Source organism: Pseudarthrobacter oxydans (genome assembly GCF_030812335.1).
GTDB lineage: Bacteria > Actinomycetota > Actinomycetes > Actinomycetales > Micrococcaceae > Arthrobacter > Arthrobacter oxydans_B.
In genome coordinates this window covers 96,074-109,781 of record NZ_JAUSSN010000007.1, presented here as the reverse complement: position 1 = coordinate 109,781, position 13,708 = coordinate 96,074, and the positions used below count along the sequence as shown (strand labels likewise).

At 65.6% G+C, this 13,708-nt stretch carries 11 protein-coding genes; 6 read left to right on the top strand and 5 right to left on the bottom strand.

Going from position 1 to position 13,708, the window contains the following annotated elements:
* Nucleotides 1–190 precede the first annotated feature (190 nt).
* Nucleotides 191–1,525 carry an RNA polymerase sigma factor gene (locus J2W14_RS13030; protein WP_307463032.1) on the top strand — a complete coding sequence of 445 codons (1,335 nt, stop codon included), beginning with the start codon at nt 191–193 and terminating at the stop codon, nt 1,523–1,525.
* A 178-nt stretch (nt 1,526–1,703) separates the two neighbouring features.
* On the opposite strand, the gene J2W14_RS13025 is transcribed toward J2W14_RS13030, so the two are convergent.
* Nucleotides 1,704–1,925: a DUF7455 domain-containing protein gene (locus J2W14_RS13025; protein ID WP_282383279.1), complete on the bottom strand. Its 222-nt coding sequence runs from the start codon at nt 1,923–1,925 to the stop codon at nt 1,704–1,706.
* A gap of 238 nt (nt 1,926–2,163) precedes the next feature.
* Here J2W14_RS13025 and J2W14_RS13020 point away from each other — a divergent pair, with 238 nt between their 5' ends.
* Entirely contained in the window at nt 2,164–4,272 is a 2,109-nt protein-coding gene (locus J2W14_RS13020) for a DNA gyrase/topoisomerase IV subunit B (protein ID WP_307463030.1), read from the top strand.
* A gap of 168 nt (nt 4,273–4,440) precedes the next feature.
* Nucleotides 4,441–5,964: a M28 family peptidase gene (locus J2W14_RS13015; protein ID WP_307463028.1), complete on the top strand. Its 1,524-nt coding sequence runs from the start codon at nt 4,441–4,443 to the stop codon at nt 5,962–5,964.
* A 134-nt stretch (nt 5,965–6,098) separates the two neighbouring features.
* Here the strand turns inward: J2W14_RS13015 and J2W14_RS13010 are convergent, their stop codons facing one another.
* The 3 genes from J2W14_RS13010 to J2W14_RS13000 all read right to left on the bottom strand — a co-directional run bounded on the left by J2W14_RS13010 (nt 6,099) and on the right by J2W14_RS13000 (nt 9,064).
* Complete coding sequence (locus J2W14_RS13010) at nt 6,099–7,088, bottom strand: M56 family metallopeptidase (protein WP_307463026.1); 990 nt, start codon at nt 7,086–7,088, stop codon at nt 6,099–6,101.
* A gap of 6 nt (nt 7,089–7,094) precedes the next feature.
* Nucleotides 7,095–7,481 (bottom strand): BlaI/MecI/CopY family transcriptional regulator, encoded by a 387-nt coding sequence (locus J2W14_RS13005; RefSeq protein ID WP_069951345.1) that lies wholly within the window; start codon nt 7,479–7,481, stop codon nt 7,095–7,097.
* Between the two features lie 146 nt (nt 7,482–7,627).
* Nucleotides 7,628–9,064: a DUF2252 domain-containing protein gene (locus J2W14_RS13000; RefSeq protein WP_307463023.1), complete on the bottom strand. Its 1,437-nt coding sequence runs from the start codon at nt 9,062–9,064 to the stop codon at nt 7,628–7,630.
* 372 nt (nt 9,065–9,436) lie between these two features.
* Here J2W14_RS13000 and J2W14_RS12995 point away from each other — a divergent pair, with 372 nt between their 5' ends.
* The gene (locus J2W14_RS12995; protein ID WP_307463022.1) at nt 9,437–10,267 is read left to right on the top strand and encodes an MIP/aquaporin family protein; all 831 of its coding nucleotides are present in this window, start codon (nt 9,437–9,439) and stop codon (nt 10,265–10,267) included.
* A gap of 147 nt (nt 10,268–10,414) precedes the next feature.
* On the opposite strand, the gene J2W14_RS12990 is transcribed toward J2W14_RS12995, so the two are convergent.
* Nucleotides 10,415–10,768: a hypothetical protein gene (locus J2W14_RS12990; protein WP_307463019.1), complete on the bottom strand. Its 354-nt coding sequence runs from the start codon at nt 10,766–10,768 to the stop codon at nt 10,415–10,417.
* A gap of 252 nt (nt 10,769–11,020) precedes the next feature.
* Here J2W14_RS12990 and J2W14_RS12985 point away from each other — a divergent pair, with 252 nt between their 5' ends.
* Both J2W14_RS12985 and cydB read left to right on the top strand, forming a co-directional pair.
* Complete coding sequence (locus J2W14_RS12985) at nt 11,021–12,622, top strand: cytochrome ubiquinol oxidase subunit I (protein WP_307463015.1); 1,602 nt, start codon at nt 11,021–11,023, stop codon at nt 12,620–12,622.
* A 35-nt stretch (nt 12,623–12,657) separates the two neighbouring features.
* Complete coding sequence (cydB, locus tag J2W14_RS12980) at nt 12,658–13,707, top strand: cytochrome d ubiquinol oxidase subunit II (RefSeq protein ID WP_307463012.1); 1,050 nt, start codon at nt 12,658–12,660, stop codon at nt 13,705–13,707.
* The last annotated feature ends 1 nt before the right edge of the window (nt 13,708 follow it).

Genomic DNA, 13,708 nt, shown 5'->3' with positions numbered 1-13,708 from the left:
ACCCGGTTGGGTCCGTGTATTAAGTGCTTGTAGTGAACCGTGGAAACAGGGAACATTACGGTCACCCCAGGAGTTCTACTTAGTGGCTCTGCTGGTCGTGATTGCACCTGATGTCAAACACGGACTTGACAGGGTCATAGTGGTGTTGCCCGTATGGTGATTCCACAGACCGCCGCTAGAAAGGTTTTCTGTGACCCCGTCTTCCGCGAAGAAGGAACCCGCCGACCAGGCCGTATTGTCCCCCGAGGAGAAGAAGGCGGCGACGAGCGCCAAGCGCGCCGCCACGCGTGCAGCCAACAAGGCTGTCAAAGACGCAGCCTCGGCCGAAGGTGACACCACCGCATCGGCAGTCGCCAAGCCTGAACCCAAGAAGCGCGGGCCCAAGCCCGGCGCTAAAGCCGCGGCGCAAGCCGCCGGCAAAGCCAACGGTGACGATGACACCGATGAGGAAGTCGAAGTAGACCTCGACGACGTCGTCGTGGAGGCCGTCGAGATCGGTGAGGACGGGGAGGAAATCCCCGCCAAGGCCGCAGCAGCTGCCACCGGCTCCGGCTTTGTCTACTCCGACGCCGACGACGACGACGCCCCCGTGCAGCAGGTCATGTCCGCCGGCGCCACCGCCGACCCGGTCAAGGACTACCTGAAGCAGATCGGCAAGGTCGCCCTGCTGAACGCCGAGCAGGAAGTCGACCTCGCCCTGCGCATCGAGGCCGGCCTCTTTGCCGAGGAAAAGATCAACGCCGACGACGGAACCATGGATCCGAAGCTCAAGCGTGAGCTCGAATTCGTCATCCACGACGGCAAGCGTGCCAAGAACCACCTGCTGGAGGCCAACCTCCGCCTCGTGGTCTCGCTGGCCAAGCGCTACACCGGCCGCGGCATGCTGTTCCTGGACCTGATCCAGGAAGGCAACCTGGGCCTGATCCGTGCCGTCGAGAAGTTCGACTACACCAAGGGCTTCAAGTTCTCCACCTACGCCACCTGGTGGATCCGCCAGGCCATCACGCGTGCCATGGCCGACCAGGCCCGCACCATCCGCATCCCGGTGCACATGGTGGAAGTCATCAACAAGCTCGCCCGCGTGCAGCGCCAGATGCTGCAGGACCTCGGCCGCGAACCCACTCCGGAAGAGCTGGCCCTCGAACTGGACATGACACCCGAGAAGGTCGTCGAAGTCCAGAAGTACGGCCGCGAGCCGATCTCCCTGCACACCCCCCTGGGCGAGGACGGCGACTCTGAATTCGGTGACCTGATTGAGGACTCCGAGGCAGTGGTCCCCGCCGACGCGGTGAGCTTCACCCTGCTGCAGGAACAGCTGCACTCGGTGCTGGACACCCTCTCCGAACGCGAAGCCGGCGTGGTCGCGATGCGCTTCGGCCTGACCGACGGACAGCCGAAGACTTTAGACGAAATCGGCAAGGTCTACGGAGTCACGCGCGAGCGGATCCGCCAGATCGAATCCAAGACCATGTCCAAGCTGCGGCACCCGTCGCGGTCCCAGGTCCTCCGGGACTACCTGGACTAGGCACGCACCAAACAACGCGGGGTCATTTCCCGCCTATCCTCCCCGGAGGATTGGGCGGGAAATGACCCCGCGTTGTTCGTTAACCGACGTGCGTTGTTCGCAGAAGTTGTCGTTAACGCGGAAAGAGCCCCTCCGGAACCGGAGGGGCTCTTTCTCACGTGGTCTAAGCGACCGGACTCTAGTCGACCGGGACTGCCGGCTTCTCGTGAAGGCGTCCGGTCTCGTCGTGCCAGTCTGAGCTGAGCGGCCTGAGCGTCGGTTCTACGGCGCGGGCGTGGTGGCCGCAGAAAAGAAGCTCACCTCCGGAGGCGCCGAGAACAACCCGGACATACGCCTGTGCTCCGCAACGATCGCACCGGTCGACGGTGGTGAGTGTGCGGTCCGCAACTGCTGTTGTCATGTTCGGCCTCCTTGGTAGATCGGTATACCTATATAACCAGCATTCGCAGCGAAACCGTGGCACGGATGGCCCACTTTCGCTGTACGCGTATCACGTCTCGGTAACGGGTTCCGGCGCGTGCGGCGCCGGAGGAGTGGCAGCACGCCGGACGCCGGCTCTCCGACTACCCTAGGAAGAGCGCCAAAATGCTTTGTCCGTCCGATGGCGACGGTCCCGTTCCTGAAGGAGTTTCCGCCCCGTGGCACCAAGTTCTGATTACACCGCCCGGCATCTCTCCGTGCTGGAAGGCCTCGAGGCCGTCCGCAAGCGACCGGGCATGTACATCGGTTCCACAGACTCCCGCGGACTCATGCACTGCCTCTGGGAAATTATCGACAACTCCGTCGACGAGGCCCTCGCCGGGTTCGGCCATGACATCAAAATCATCCTGCACGCGGACAACTCGGTGGAGATTCACGACGACGGCCGCGGCGTCCCGGTGGACATCGAACCGAAGACCGGGCTCAGCGGCGTCGAAGTCGTCTTCACCAAGCTGCACGCCGGCGGCAAGTTCGGCGGCGGTTCCTATACGGCCTCCGGCGGGCTGCACGGCGTGGGCGCCTCGGTCGTGAACGCCCTGTCAGCCCGGCTGGACGTCGAAGTGGACCGGGGCGGCAAGACCTACAAGATGTCCTTCCGCCGCGGCGAGCCCGGCCGTTTCAAGGACACCGGCACCCGGCCGGACCCGGCTTCGGTGTTCTCGCCCTTCGTCGACGGTTCCGTCCTGGACATCGTGGGCAAGGCGAAGCGCGGCGTCACCGGCACGCGGATCCGCTACTGGGCGGACCGGCAGATCTTCACCCCGGACGCCAAGTTCTCCTACGACGAACTCGCCGCCCGCGCCCGCCAGACCTCCTTCCTGGTCCCCGGCCTGAAACTCACCGTCCGGGATGAGCGCAAGCTCCCCGGCACCCCGGGCGAGCTCGGCGGGCACGAGGAGGTCTTCCACCACGACGGCGGCATCTCCGAGTTCGTCGAATATCTCGCCGCCGACCCCGCCGTTACGGACGTCTGGCGTCTGCACGGCGCCGGCAAGTTCAAGGAGACCGTCCCGGTCCTGGACGACAAGGGCCACAGCCACCTCACCGAGGTCGAACGGGACTGCGAGGTCGACGTCGCCCTCCGCTGGGGCATCGGCTACGACAGCACGGTGCGCACCTTCGTCAACATCATCTCCACCCCCAAGGGCGGAACCCACCAGACCGGGTTCGAGCAGGCGCTCCTTAAGACCTTCCGCAAGGCGGTAGAGAGCAATGCCCGGAAGCTGAAGGCCGGCAACGACAAGATCGAGAAGGACGACATCTTCGCGGGACTCACCGCCGTGCTCACCGTCCGGCTCGCAGAGCCGCAGTTCGAGGGCCAGACCAAGGAAATCCTGGGCACCTCGGCCGTGCGCGCCATCGTCGCGAAGGTGGTGGAACAGGAAATCAACGCGAAGCTGACCTCTTCCCAGCGCAACGACAAGGCCCAGTCGGCGCTGCTGCTGGAAAAGGTCGTCAGCGAGATGAAGTCACGCATCTCCGCCCGCGTCCATAAGGAAACCCAGCGCCGCAAGAACGCCCTCGAGACGTCCTCCATGCCCACCAAGCTCGCCGACTGCCGCACGGACGACGTCGCGCGCTCCGAGCTGTTCATCGTCGAAGGCGACTCGGCGCTCGGCACCGCCAAGCTGGCGCGCTCCTCCGACTTCCAGGCGCTGCTGCCCATCCGCGGCAAGATCCTCAACGTCCAGAAGGCCTCGGTGGGCGACATGCTCTCAAACGCCGAATGCGCCGCGCTCATCCAGGTGGTGGGCGCGGGCTCCGGCCGGAGCTTCGACATCAGCGCCGCCCGGTACGGCAAGGTCATCCTGATGACCGACGCCGACGTCGACGGCGCCCACATCCGCACGCTCCTGCTCACGCTGTTCTTCCGCTACATGCGGCCGATGATCGAGGAGGGCCGGGTCTTCGCGGCCGTCCCGCCGCTGCACCGGGTGGAGGTCATCAACGCCGGGCAGAAGGCCAACGAGATGATCTACACCTACTCGGAGGCCGAACTTCACGTCCTGCTGGCCAGGCTCGCCAAGGAAGGCAAGCGGTACAAGGAGCCGATCCAGCGCTACAAGGGCCTGGGCGAGATGGACGCGGAGCAACTGGCCGAGACCACGATGGACCCGCGGCACCGCACCCTGCGCAAGGTCGGCATCGAAAACGCCAAGCACGCCGAAGAGACCTTCGACCTGCTGATGGGATCGGACGTCGCGCCGCGCAAGGACTTCATCATCGCCGGGGCGGCGGGCCTGGACCGGGAACGCATCGACGCCTGACCCGGCCCTAAAGGCGCGGTGGAGGCGTGCATTGTCCTTCCCGTTGCCGGATCGCGCCAGTGCCCAAATGCCCTCTAACCGGGTATGCCTCCTTCCGATAGTGTCGTCTCACGGCCCCGGGCAACGACGCCCGGGGCCGGATTCCGCAGCAAAATCCAGGAGACCCCTATGAGGCAAACTCGGAATATCCAGCGCGCGGCCATCGCCGCCACGATCGGGCTGGCGGTCAGCTTCGCGCCGCCGGCCCTTGCAGCAACCGGAACCAGCTCGAACGCCCTGCGCACCGCGGTATCGGCGGACAACATCATGACCCACCTCAGTGCACTGCAGGCCATTGCGGATGCCAACGGCGATAACCGCGCGGCAGGAACGTCAGGCTACGAGGCTTCCGGCCTGTACGTCGAGGAGAAGCTCAAGGCTGCCGGCTACGGTGTGGAGCGCCAGCACTTCACCTACGACCGCTACGACTTCACGTCGGCTGCTCTGCAGCGCATCTCACCCAATCCGGAGACCTACTCTTATGGCACCCGCTTCCTCGACATGTCCTACTCGGGCGCCGGCGACGTCACTGCCGACTTGATCCCCGTCGACCTGAATCTGGCCGGCGACCACGCCTCGACCAGCGGCTGCGAAGGGGGCGATTTTGACGCTTCGATGCAGGGAAACATCGCCCTGATCCAGCGAGGCACCTGTACCTTCCGGATCAAGGCGGACAACGCCGCCGCGGCAGGGGCCTCGGGGGTCATCATCTTCAACCAGGGCAACGTGGTCCCGGGGGATGACCGCCTCGGCCTGTTCGGCGGCACCTTGGACCTGCCACAGGCAGAAATCCCCGTGGTCAGCACCAGCTACGCCACCGGCGCCGAACTCGCCGCGCTCAGCAGTGTGAGGATGCGCCTCGCCGTAGATGCCGATGTGACTCCGGTCAGCTCCTTCAACATCCTGGCGGACACCGCAGACGGCCGAGCCGACCGGACCGTGGTGGTCGGGGCGCACCTTGACTCCGTGGCCGAGGGCCCCGGCATCAACGACAACGGTTCAGGATCGGCCGCCATCCTCGAGACGGCACTCCAGCTCGCGGAGTTGGACAGTGAGCCGACCAACCGGATCCGCTTCGCGTTCTGGGGCGGGGAGGAAGACGGGCTGATCGGCTCGGATTACTACGTCTCCCAGCTGACGGCGCGCCAGATCAAGGACCACGCCGTCAACCTCAACTTCGACATGGTGGGCTCGCCCAACTCCGTCCGCTTCGTTTACGACGGCGACGGCTCGGAGTTCGGCGAAAAGGGCCCCAACGGCTCCGCGCTGGTGGAGAAGGTCTTCCTCGACTACTTCAAGTCCCAGAACCTGCCCGTCGCACCGACGGCCTTTGACGGACGGTCCGACTACTTCGGCTTCATCAACAACGGCATCCCGGCCGGAGGCTTGTTCACCGGCGCGGAGGGCACCAAAACAGTAGAAGAAGCGACCGTCTTCGGCGGCAAGGACGGAGTTGCCTATGACCCGTGCTATCACGCGGCCTGCGACACGATAGGCAACATCGATGAAGTCGTGCTGGAGGAGATGGCGGACGCGATCGCCCACGCCACTCTCACCTTTGGCATGACCACTTCGGCGGTCAATGGCTCGGCGAAGGGGAACGGGTCCGGCAACGTGGACCTCGAATACAAGGCCAACAAGCTGCTCAAGTAGCCACGGACCAAAGCCGCGCAACGGGGGCCGGGCCGCTCTGCCTTCGGGCGGGGCGGCCCGGCCTCTGTGTGTGTGGCCCGGTGGCGGTCGCCGCCGGAGGGCACTGTTCGGTGCCGGCCGCCGCGAAGGGGGGCTCAGCCCAGCAGGCCGGGGACAATCAGCAGGGCCGTCGGAACCGCCAGCAGCAGCAGGCAGGCCGCCAGGACCGCCACGCGCAGGGGCTCCGCGAGCGGAGGCTGCGGCGACAGCAGGCGGCTGACACGGGACGCCGTCGTCCGGGCCGAACCGGCCCCGCCGGTGGCACCCGGCTGGCCTGGCTCGCCGTCGGACAGTTCCGGTTCGCCGAAGGCCATCCGGGCAGCGGGGGAGCCGGAGTTGCCGCTCGCCACAATCGCGATCGCCTTGATCAGGGTGGCCTTGCTCTCGGTCTTCAGTGCGACGTCGTCGGCGAGCATCTCGATCAGCGAGCTGACGGCTTCCTGCGCCAGCTGCGTGGTGGGCAGCCACGGCAGCGCCTGCCGCCAGGCCGCAAAAGCCCAGAGCAGCAGGTGGTGACGCTGGTCGAGATGGGCGTTCTCGTGGTTCAGGACCGCTCGCAGTTCGGCGGGTTCCAGGGCCGCCATGAGCCCGTCGGAGAGCACGGTGACCGAACGGGCACCTCCGGGCAGGCAGTACGCGACGGGGGAGTCGACGTTGATCACCATGGTCCGCGGGCCGTCAGCGGACGGGGACGCGAGCAGGGCGAGCAGCTCGCGGTGCCGGCGCCGCTGGCGCTGGATCTTGTAGTACGTCAGCAGCAGCGTGAAGACCAGATGGGCTGTCAGCAGGGCCGCGGCCGAGAGCGCAAAGATGTGCCAGAATCCCAGTGCTGTGGTGGGCGCATTGTTGAAGACCATCCCGGCAAGGGCCTTGAGGCCGGCCAGCAGGTTGTCCCCAATCGGTTCCAGCCCGTAGACCAGCATGGCGCCGATCATGGACAGCCCGCCGGCGAGGGCGATCGCCTGCCAGAGCAGCATTGCCGTGAACGGCGAACGTGCCGGCCACTGGGCGCGGGACAGCAGGATAGGCACCGGCCAGGCCAGCACTATCGCCAGGACCGCCAGAAACCATGAGGTCCAGAACATTGGGCGCTAGCTGAGTCCCAGCAGCTTGCGCAGCGTTTCTGCCTCGGTGTCGGTGACGGAACCGATAAAGCGGGCCAGCACGGCCTCGCGGTCGGGTGCGGAGCCCAGCACCTCGTGCATCAGCTCAGCGGTGTGGTCCTCACGGCTGGAGACTGCCTGGTAGCGGTGCGGGCGGGTGCCGCGTTCGCGCTCGACCAGACCCTTACGCTCCAGGCGGGAGAGCACGGTCAGCACCGTGGTGACGGCCAGGTCCTTGCCCTCGTGGCCTGCGGTACCGTTTTCGGGGCGCGTGCTCTGCGCGAGCAGATCCCGCAGGGTGTTCGCGGTCGCAGCCTCATGGCCTGCCCAGAGCAGATCCATCACTGCCCGTTCCAGTTCACCGAGACTTGCCATTCCGTACATCCTTCGTGAGGGCCGCCCGGCGAATCGACTCTGCCGGGCGGTCAGTGGATACTTCAGTCTTAAATTTAGCGTGTTTTGCGGATAGTTTCTACATGAGGTAGAAGTACCAGCCGTGGCGTGTCGTGGACGATATTGGCCTAGAGGCCCTCGATTGCTTCCAGCCGGCCGGAGCGGACCGCTGCGGCGAAGGCCTGGTAGTCCCGTTCGTTCTGGTCGGCGTAGCGCTCGGAGAAGTCGTTGATCGCCACATCGAATTTGTCGCTCTTGCCCAGATAGGCGGCGATCGCGACGGCGTCACCCGAGCGGGCGTGCGCCCGCGCCAGTGTCCATCCGCATGCATTGGCATAGAAGTTCATGCCGAGCGGTTTCATCGCTTCCACAACGGCTGAACCTTTCATGTCACGCAGTTGGCGCCAGTACAGGTACCGGTTTTCCTGTGCGCCCTTGGTCCACCCCAGGAAGATGTCGCTCGCAGCCTGCATCATCCGCTGCCCCTGCACCACGCGCTCGCCCGGCTGTTTGAATTTGCTCTTGGGCAAGTGGTCCTCCAGCACGGATCGTGTGGCCTCCTTGACCTGGAGGAATAGCGGGTCCTGTTGATCGCGCCCCTGGAGCAAGGCGATAAATGCCCGGGTTCCGACACTGCCGACGCCGACGACCTTGCGGGCGACGTCGATAATTTCGAAGCGCTCGAGGAGATGGCGCCGGTCCTCCTGGAGTGTCGCCCGGTAGGAACGGAGCTGCTCGCGAATCACGTGCTCAAGTTCATCGGCGGACATGCTGAACGATCCGCCCAGTTCCCGGGCCGGGATGACGATCGGTGGCTGGCTGACGATTCGGTATTTCCCGTCCACACGCTCGGCGAGTTTGGACAGTGCCTGCAGGCTGTCCCGCGTGTGGGCCTTGGCGACGTTCGCGCGTGCGTTCTTTGCCATGCCCTGGGCTGCTTTCTTGAGGGCTTTTCCCTTCTGCGTGGCCGCGGCTACGTCGATAGCTTCAATCAGTTGCTCCTCGGACAAGCGGGCGTACCAGATGTCCAGGGTGCGCATTTCCGCAAACTGGGCCATCGCTTCCCGGTAGGCCCGAACCGCGGTCAGTGTGATGTCGCGGGTTTCTTCCTTGGTGAACGAGTTGTTCCGGGCCGCGATGGTGAAACTCGCAGACATACGCTTGACGTCGTATTCAAACGGCCCTGGCAGTGTCTCGTCGAAGTCGTTCAGGTCGAACAGCAGTGTCCGCTCCGGCGAGGCGAAGACGCCGAAGTTCGACAGGTGGGCATCTCCGCACAGCTGCGTGATCAGGCCTGCCCGTGGCGTGTCTTTCAGGTCGGCGGCCATGATTTTGGCCGCGCCCCGGTAGAAAGTGAACGGTGAGACCAGCATCCGTCCGTGGCGCACCGGTACGAGATCCTGTTCGCGGGTCAGGTTCTGTTCCTCGAGGAGCGCGACCGGATCCGGCCGGTCCGGCGCGGGAACCCAACCCTTGGAGCTGGACACTGGCGTCTTCTCCCGGTATCCCTTGCCCTTCGCAGCCCGCTCCTCGACGGTCCGGTGCTTGACTTTAGTCTCGGCCATGATCGACGACCTCCCTTGACGTCAGGTACCGCCCACCGGGCACTCGTTGCCTGGGGCAATACCTGCTGAGTTGCGCAAACGCGCCTCGGCTTCGCGCTCCATCAGAATGGCTGCGCAGGTATTTGCGATTGTGGCCCTGAAGCGGCCTGTGGTCAACGCGCTGCGGAAAGTGCGGAACCCCCACCGGCTGGCGGACGGAACTGTGCGATCCGCCAACTAGTGAGAGCTACCCGCGCAGCGCTGACAAGGGTCGCAGGCAGCGGTACATTGGCCTTTTCAGGTGCCGGCTCCTTCTGGGCAGGGCACGCATGCCAGCGTCGGCGGAGGCGATCAGCCATGGCGGAAAATCAGCGAAAAGTCAGAACCGGACGCGTGCGCGCGCATGAGGACCGGGCGCATGACCACAATCTCGCCAGCGAACTGGGAGCTGTCGAGCAGAACATCCTGCTGCGGATCCAGGATTTTGATGATCCGCGCCAGGAATGGCGGCGCCTCTTCTCGGAGCTGTACGGCACGTTTCTGCTCGTCATTGTCGCGGCCGGGGGTGGCATGATGAACCAGGCGTTTCCCGGTGTGATCAGCCGATCGGCGGCCGTGGTGGCCCCAGGCCTCATGGTGATGGGCATCATCCTTTTCATGGGCAAGATTTCCGGCGCCCACCTGAACCCCGCGGTCAGCATTGCGTTCGCGCTCCGCGGTGACTTCCCGTGGCGCCGGGTGCCCGGCTACATCGTTGTACAACTCATCGGTGCGACGCTTGCCTGTGTGCTGCTCCAGGCCCTGATCGGGGTCTCCGCCACCTACGGATCAAACTATCCGGCGGCGGACTATTCGGCGGGCGCCGCGTTCGGGATGGAGGCACTGCTGACGCTGGTGCTGGTGAGCGTCATCCTGGGAACCGCCTCCGGCGCCCCGAATGTCGGGTTGCTCGGGGCGTTTGCGGTGGGCGCGTACATTGCCGTTGCCGGTCTGTGGGGCAGCCCCATCTCCGGCACATCGATGAATCCGGCACGCACGTTCGGGCCGGATCTCGCTGGGGGAAATTTTAGTGACTACTGGGTGTATGTCGCTGGGCCACTGGCCGGCGCAGTGGTCGCCGTCGGTATCGCTTTCATTTTGCGCGGCCCGGGGGGCGGCCAGTCGGGCTCCGGCGCTGCGCAGGGCGCTCTCTTCACCGAGGCTGCGAAGGACCAGAAGCCCTAGCGTCTGCTGCCGGTGCTGTTCCAGGACGTCCCGGGCCGTCGTCCACTTCCGGCTGCCATACCTGTCGTTGTTGACGTAGCGAGGTTCGCGTCGCCGCTGAACATGCTGGCGAAGTACTGCATGCCCTGCCACGGCGGGAACGGTTCGTCAGAGGCCGGCGTGAGTCTGGAGGACGCTGGGCGCCCGCTCGTCGAGGGCGGCGGCGGCGGTGTAGGTGGCCGCGTCGTCCTTGGTAGTGAAGTCGAGGACTTGGTGGGGGTCGGACCAGAAGAGCACGCGGCGGCGGGAGAACAGGATCATTGGTGCCTGCCCGGAGAGCATGTCGGTGAACGCGCCATTGAGGATCGACGTGGCCTGGATTTCGGTGGCGTCCAGTGTCTGTGCGAAGTCTCTGCGGAGTTGCAGGTTCCGGGTCACCAGATTCCGCAGGATGAGTCCGCCGAGATCTCCCGTGTCGCCGGCGAGAAGGACGGTGCCCGAAGGGGGTGTCGTCGCGGTCATTGTTCGCACCTTTTGTGATGTCTCGTGGAAAGGCGACGGTCGGCTAAAGGCTGCCAACGGTGGGGAAGAGGAGACTCCCGGGTTTGCCCCAGGGACGCCCCGGGTTCAACGGGAGCCACTGGCTCCGCCTCCATTGCGGGCCGTTACCTGCCGTGGGACTCTGGGTGCAGTGAACCATCAAAGTGTTCTACACTCTGTAGAAGAATCTTTCTACGTGATGTAGAAGTTGCTCCTAGCAAGTGAGGGACTGCCTTGGACGCCTTGGAAATCGCACGGTGGCAATTCGGAATCACCACCGTCTACCACTTCATGATGGTGCCGCTCACGATCGGCCTGGGGCTCGTCGTCGCCGTGATGCAGACGATGTGGCACCGGACCGGCAAGCCCGAGTACCTCCGGATGACCAAGTTCTGGGGCAAGCTCTTCCTGATCAACTTCATTATGGGTGTCGCCACCGGCATTGTGCAGGAATTCCAGTTCGGCATGGCCTGGAGCGAATACAGCCGCTTCGTCGGCGACGTGTTCGGGGCGCCGCTGGCCATGGAGGCCCTGCTGGCGTTTTTCGTGGAATCGACGTTCCTGGGGCTCTGGATCTTCGGCTGGAAGCAGCTCAAGCCCGGCGTCCACCTGGCCTGCCTCTGGATCGCCGTGATCGGTTCGGTCTTCTCCGCCTACTTCATCATCGTCGCGAACAGCTGGATGCAGCACCCCGTGGGCGTGGAGATGATCAACGGCCGTCCCGTGATGACCGATGCCTGGGCGGTCTTCACCAACAACACCGCCCTCGTCGCCGTCCCGCACACCATCTTCGGCGCCCTCGCCGTCGCCGGCGCCTTCCTGCTCGGCATCGCCTGGTACCACCTGTGGCGCCGCCGGCACGACGGGATCGACACCATCGGCGCGGACGGCAAGGTCGTACCGGGCGAGGCCGCCATCCCCGGCCGGGACCGCACCGACCACGCCGTCTGGATCCGCTCCCTGCGGATCGGCGCCGTCGTCGCCATGATCTCCTTCGCCGGCACCGCCATCACCGGGGACCTGCAGGGCAAACTCATGTTCGAACAGCAGCCCATGAAGATGGCCGCCGCCGAAGCGGCCTGCCACGACGGTACGGGCTTCTCCATCCTGAGCATCGGCAACGTCGGCTCCAAGAACTGTGATGACATCGTCGCGCTCATCGAGGTCCCCGGGATCCTGTCCTTCCTCGCCAAGGGCGACTTCACCACCGAGGTCAAGGGCGTCAACAGCCTGATCGACCAGTACAAGGCCGACTACGGAACCAACCTGCCGGACAACCCCATCTACGGGGAACGTGCCGGGCAGGAGATCCAGTACGTCCCGGTCATGGAGGTCACCTACTGGGGCTTCCGGATGATGATCGGCTTCGGCGGACTGGCGGCCCTGGCCGCGCTGGTTGCGCTCTGGGTTACCCGCAGCGGGACAGTGCCCGCCTCCCGCGGCCTCATGCGGCTGGCCGTGTTCGGGATCCTGGCGCCGTTCGGAGCCAACGCCGCCGGCTGGATCTTCACCGAGATGGGCCGCCAGCCGTTCGTCGTCGCCCCCAACCCGGACCCCAGCGGGATCGACCAGGTCTTTATGTTCACGGCCGCCGCCGTCTCACCCGGCGTCTCCGCCGGCGAGCTTATGACCTCCCTCGTAGTGCTCACGGCCGTGTATGCGGTGCTGCTGGTGGTCGAGGTGAAGCTGCTGGTCAAGTACATTCGCGGCGGTGTGGTCGCGGCCATGCCGGAACTGGCGCACGTGCCCGCGGACGAGAACGAGGATGCCACCCCCAAGGGCGGTGGCCCCGGCAAGCCCGGGGACGCCGACGACGTCCTGGCCTTCGCCTACTAGCCTTCGCTCCCCAAGAAACGCAGAGGATACTCAGCATGGATCTCCTTCCCACCATCTGGTTCATCGCCATCGCGGTGCTATGGACGGGCTATCTCTTCCTCGAGGGCTTTGACCTCGGCGTCGGGATGCTGATGAAGGGCTTCGCCCGGAACAACACCGAACGCCGGGTGCTGCTCAACACCATCGGCCCGGTCTGGGACGGCAACGAGGTCTGGCTCCTGACCGCGGGAGGCGCCACCTTCGCGGCCTTCCCGCTTTGGTACGCCTCGCTGTTCTCCGCGCTCTACCTGCCGCTGCTGCTGGTCCTCGTCGCGCTCATCTTCCGGGCCGTGTCCTTCGAATACCGCGGCAAGGTGGACAACCCCCGGTGGCGTGCCCGCTGGGACTGGGCCATCTCCCTCGGCTCCCTCGTGGCGGCCTTCGGCATCGGCGCAGCCCTGGGGCTGACCACGACGGGACTCCCGCTCAACGCCAACGGCGACCGCGAAGGCGGTCCGTTCGCCTGGTTCAGCGCCTACGCGGTGCTGGGCGGCCTCGCCGTCGTCGGCTTCTCGCTGCTGCACGGCCTGGCGTTCCTGGCCCTGAAGACCGACGGCGACGTCCGGCACCGCGCGCGCCGGTGGTTCGTCCGGCTCCTGCCCGTCCTGCTGCTGCCGATCGCGGGCTGGGCGATCAGCCTGCAGCTGCTCAGCGGCGAGGTGTGGACCGTGCTGGCGGTCGTCGCCGCCGTCGTCGCCGCGGTACTGGCGTGGAATTTCGCCCGCACCGGTGCCGAAGGCCGGGCGTTCCTGTCCCTGGGCGCCTTCCTGCTCCTTGGCAGCGTCTCGATCTTCGGCGCCGCGTTCCCGGTGGTCCTGCCATCCACGCTGAACCCGGACTTCAACCTCACGATCTCCAACGCCTCCTCCTCGGACTACACCCTGGGGCTGATGAGCATCGTTGCCTGCATCGGGCTGCCGCTGGTGCTCGCCTACCAGGCGTGGACCTACTGGGTGTTCCGGCGCCGGGTCAGTGACGCCCACATCCCCGAGGCCCACAGCTTCCTCCCCGCCATCGCCGCCAAAGCCCTGGCACCCAAGGACTAGC

Bases quoted from the DNA above. Each gene is read 5' to 3' on its own strand.
- J2W14_RS13015 (WP_307463028.1), top strand. From the start codon at position 4,441: ATGAGGCAAACTCGGAATATCCAGCGCGCGGCCATCGCCGCCACGATC.
- J2W14_RS13025 (WP_282383279.1), bottom strand. From the start codon at position 1,925: ATGACAACAGCAGTTGCGGACCGCACACTCACCACCGTCGACCGGTGC.
- J2W14_RS13005 (WP_069951345.1), bottom strand. From the start codon at position 7,481: ATGGCAAGTCTCGGTGAACTGGAACGGGCAGTGATGGATCTGCTCTGG.
- J2W14_RS13000 (WP_307463023.1), bottom strand. From the start codon at position 9,064: ATGGCCGAGACTAAAGTCAAGCACCGGACCGTCGAGGAGCGGGCTGCG.
- cydB (WP_307463012.1), top strand. From the start codon at position 12,658: ATGGATCTCCTTCCCACCATCTGGTTCATCGCCATCGCGGTGCTATGG.
- J2W14_RS13010 (WP_307463026.1), bottom strand. From the start codon at position 7,088: ATGTTCTGGACCTCATGGTTTCTGGCGGTCCTGGCGATAGTGCTGGCC.
- J2W14_RS12990 (WP_307463019.1), bottom strand. From the start codon at position 10,768: ATGACCGCGACGACACCCCCTTCGGGCACCGTCCTTCTCGCCGGCGAC.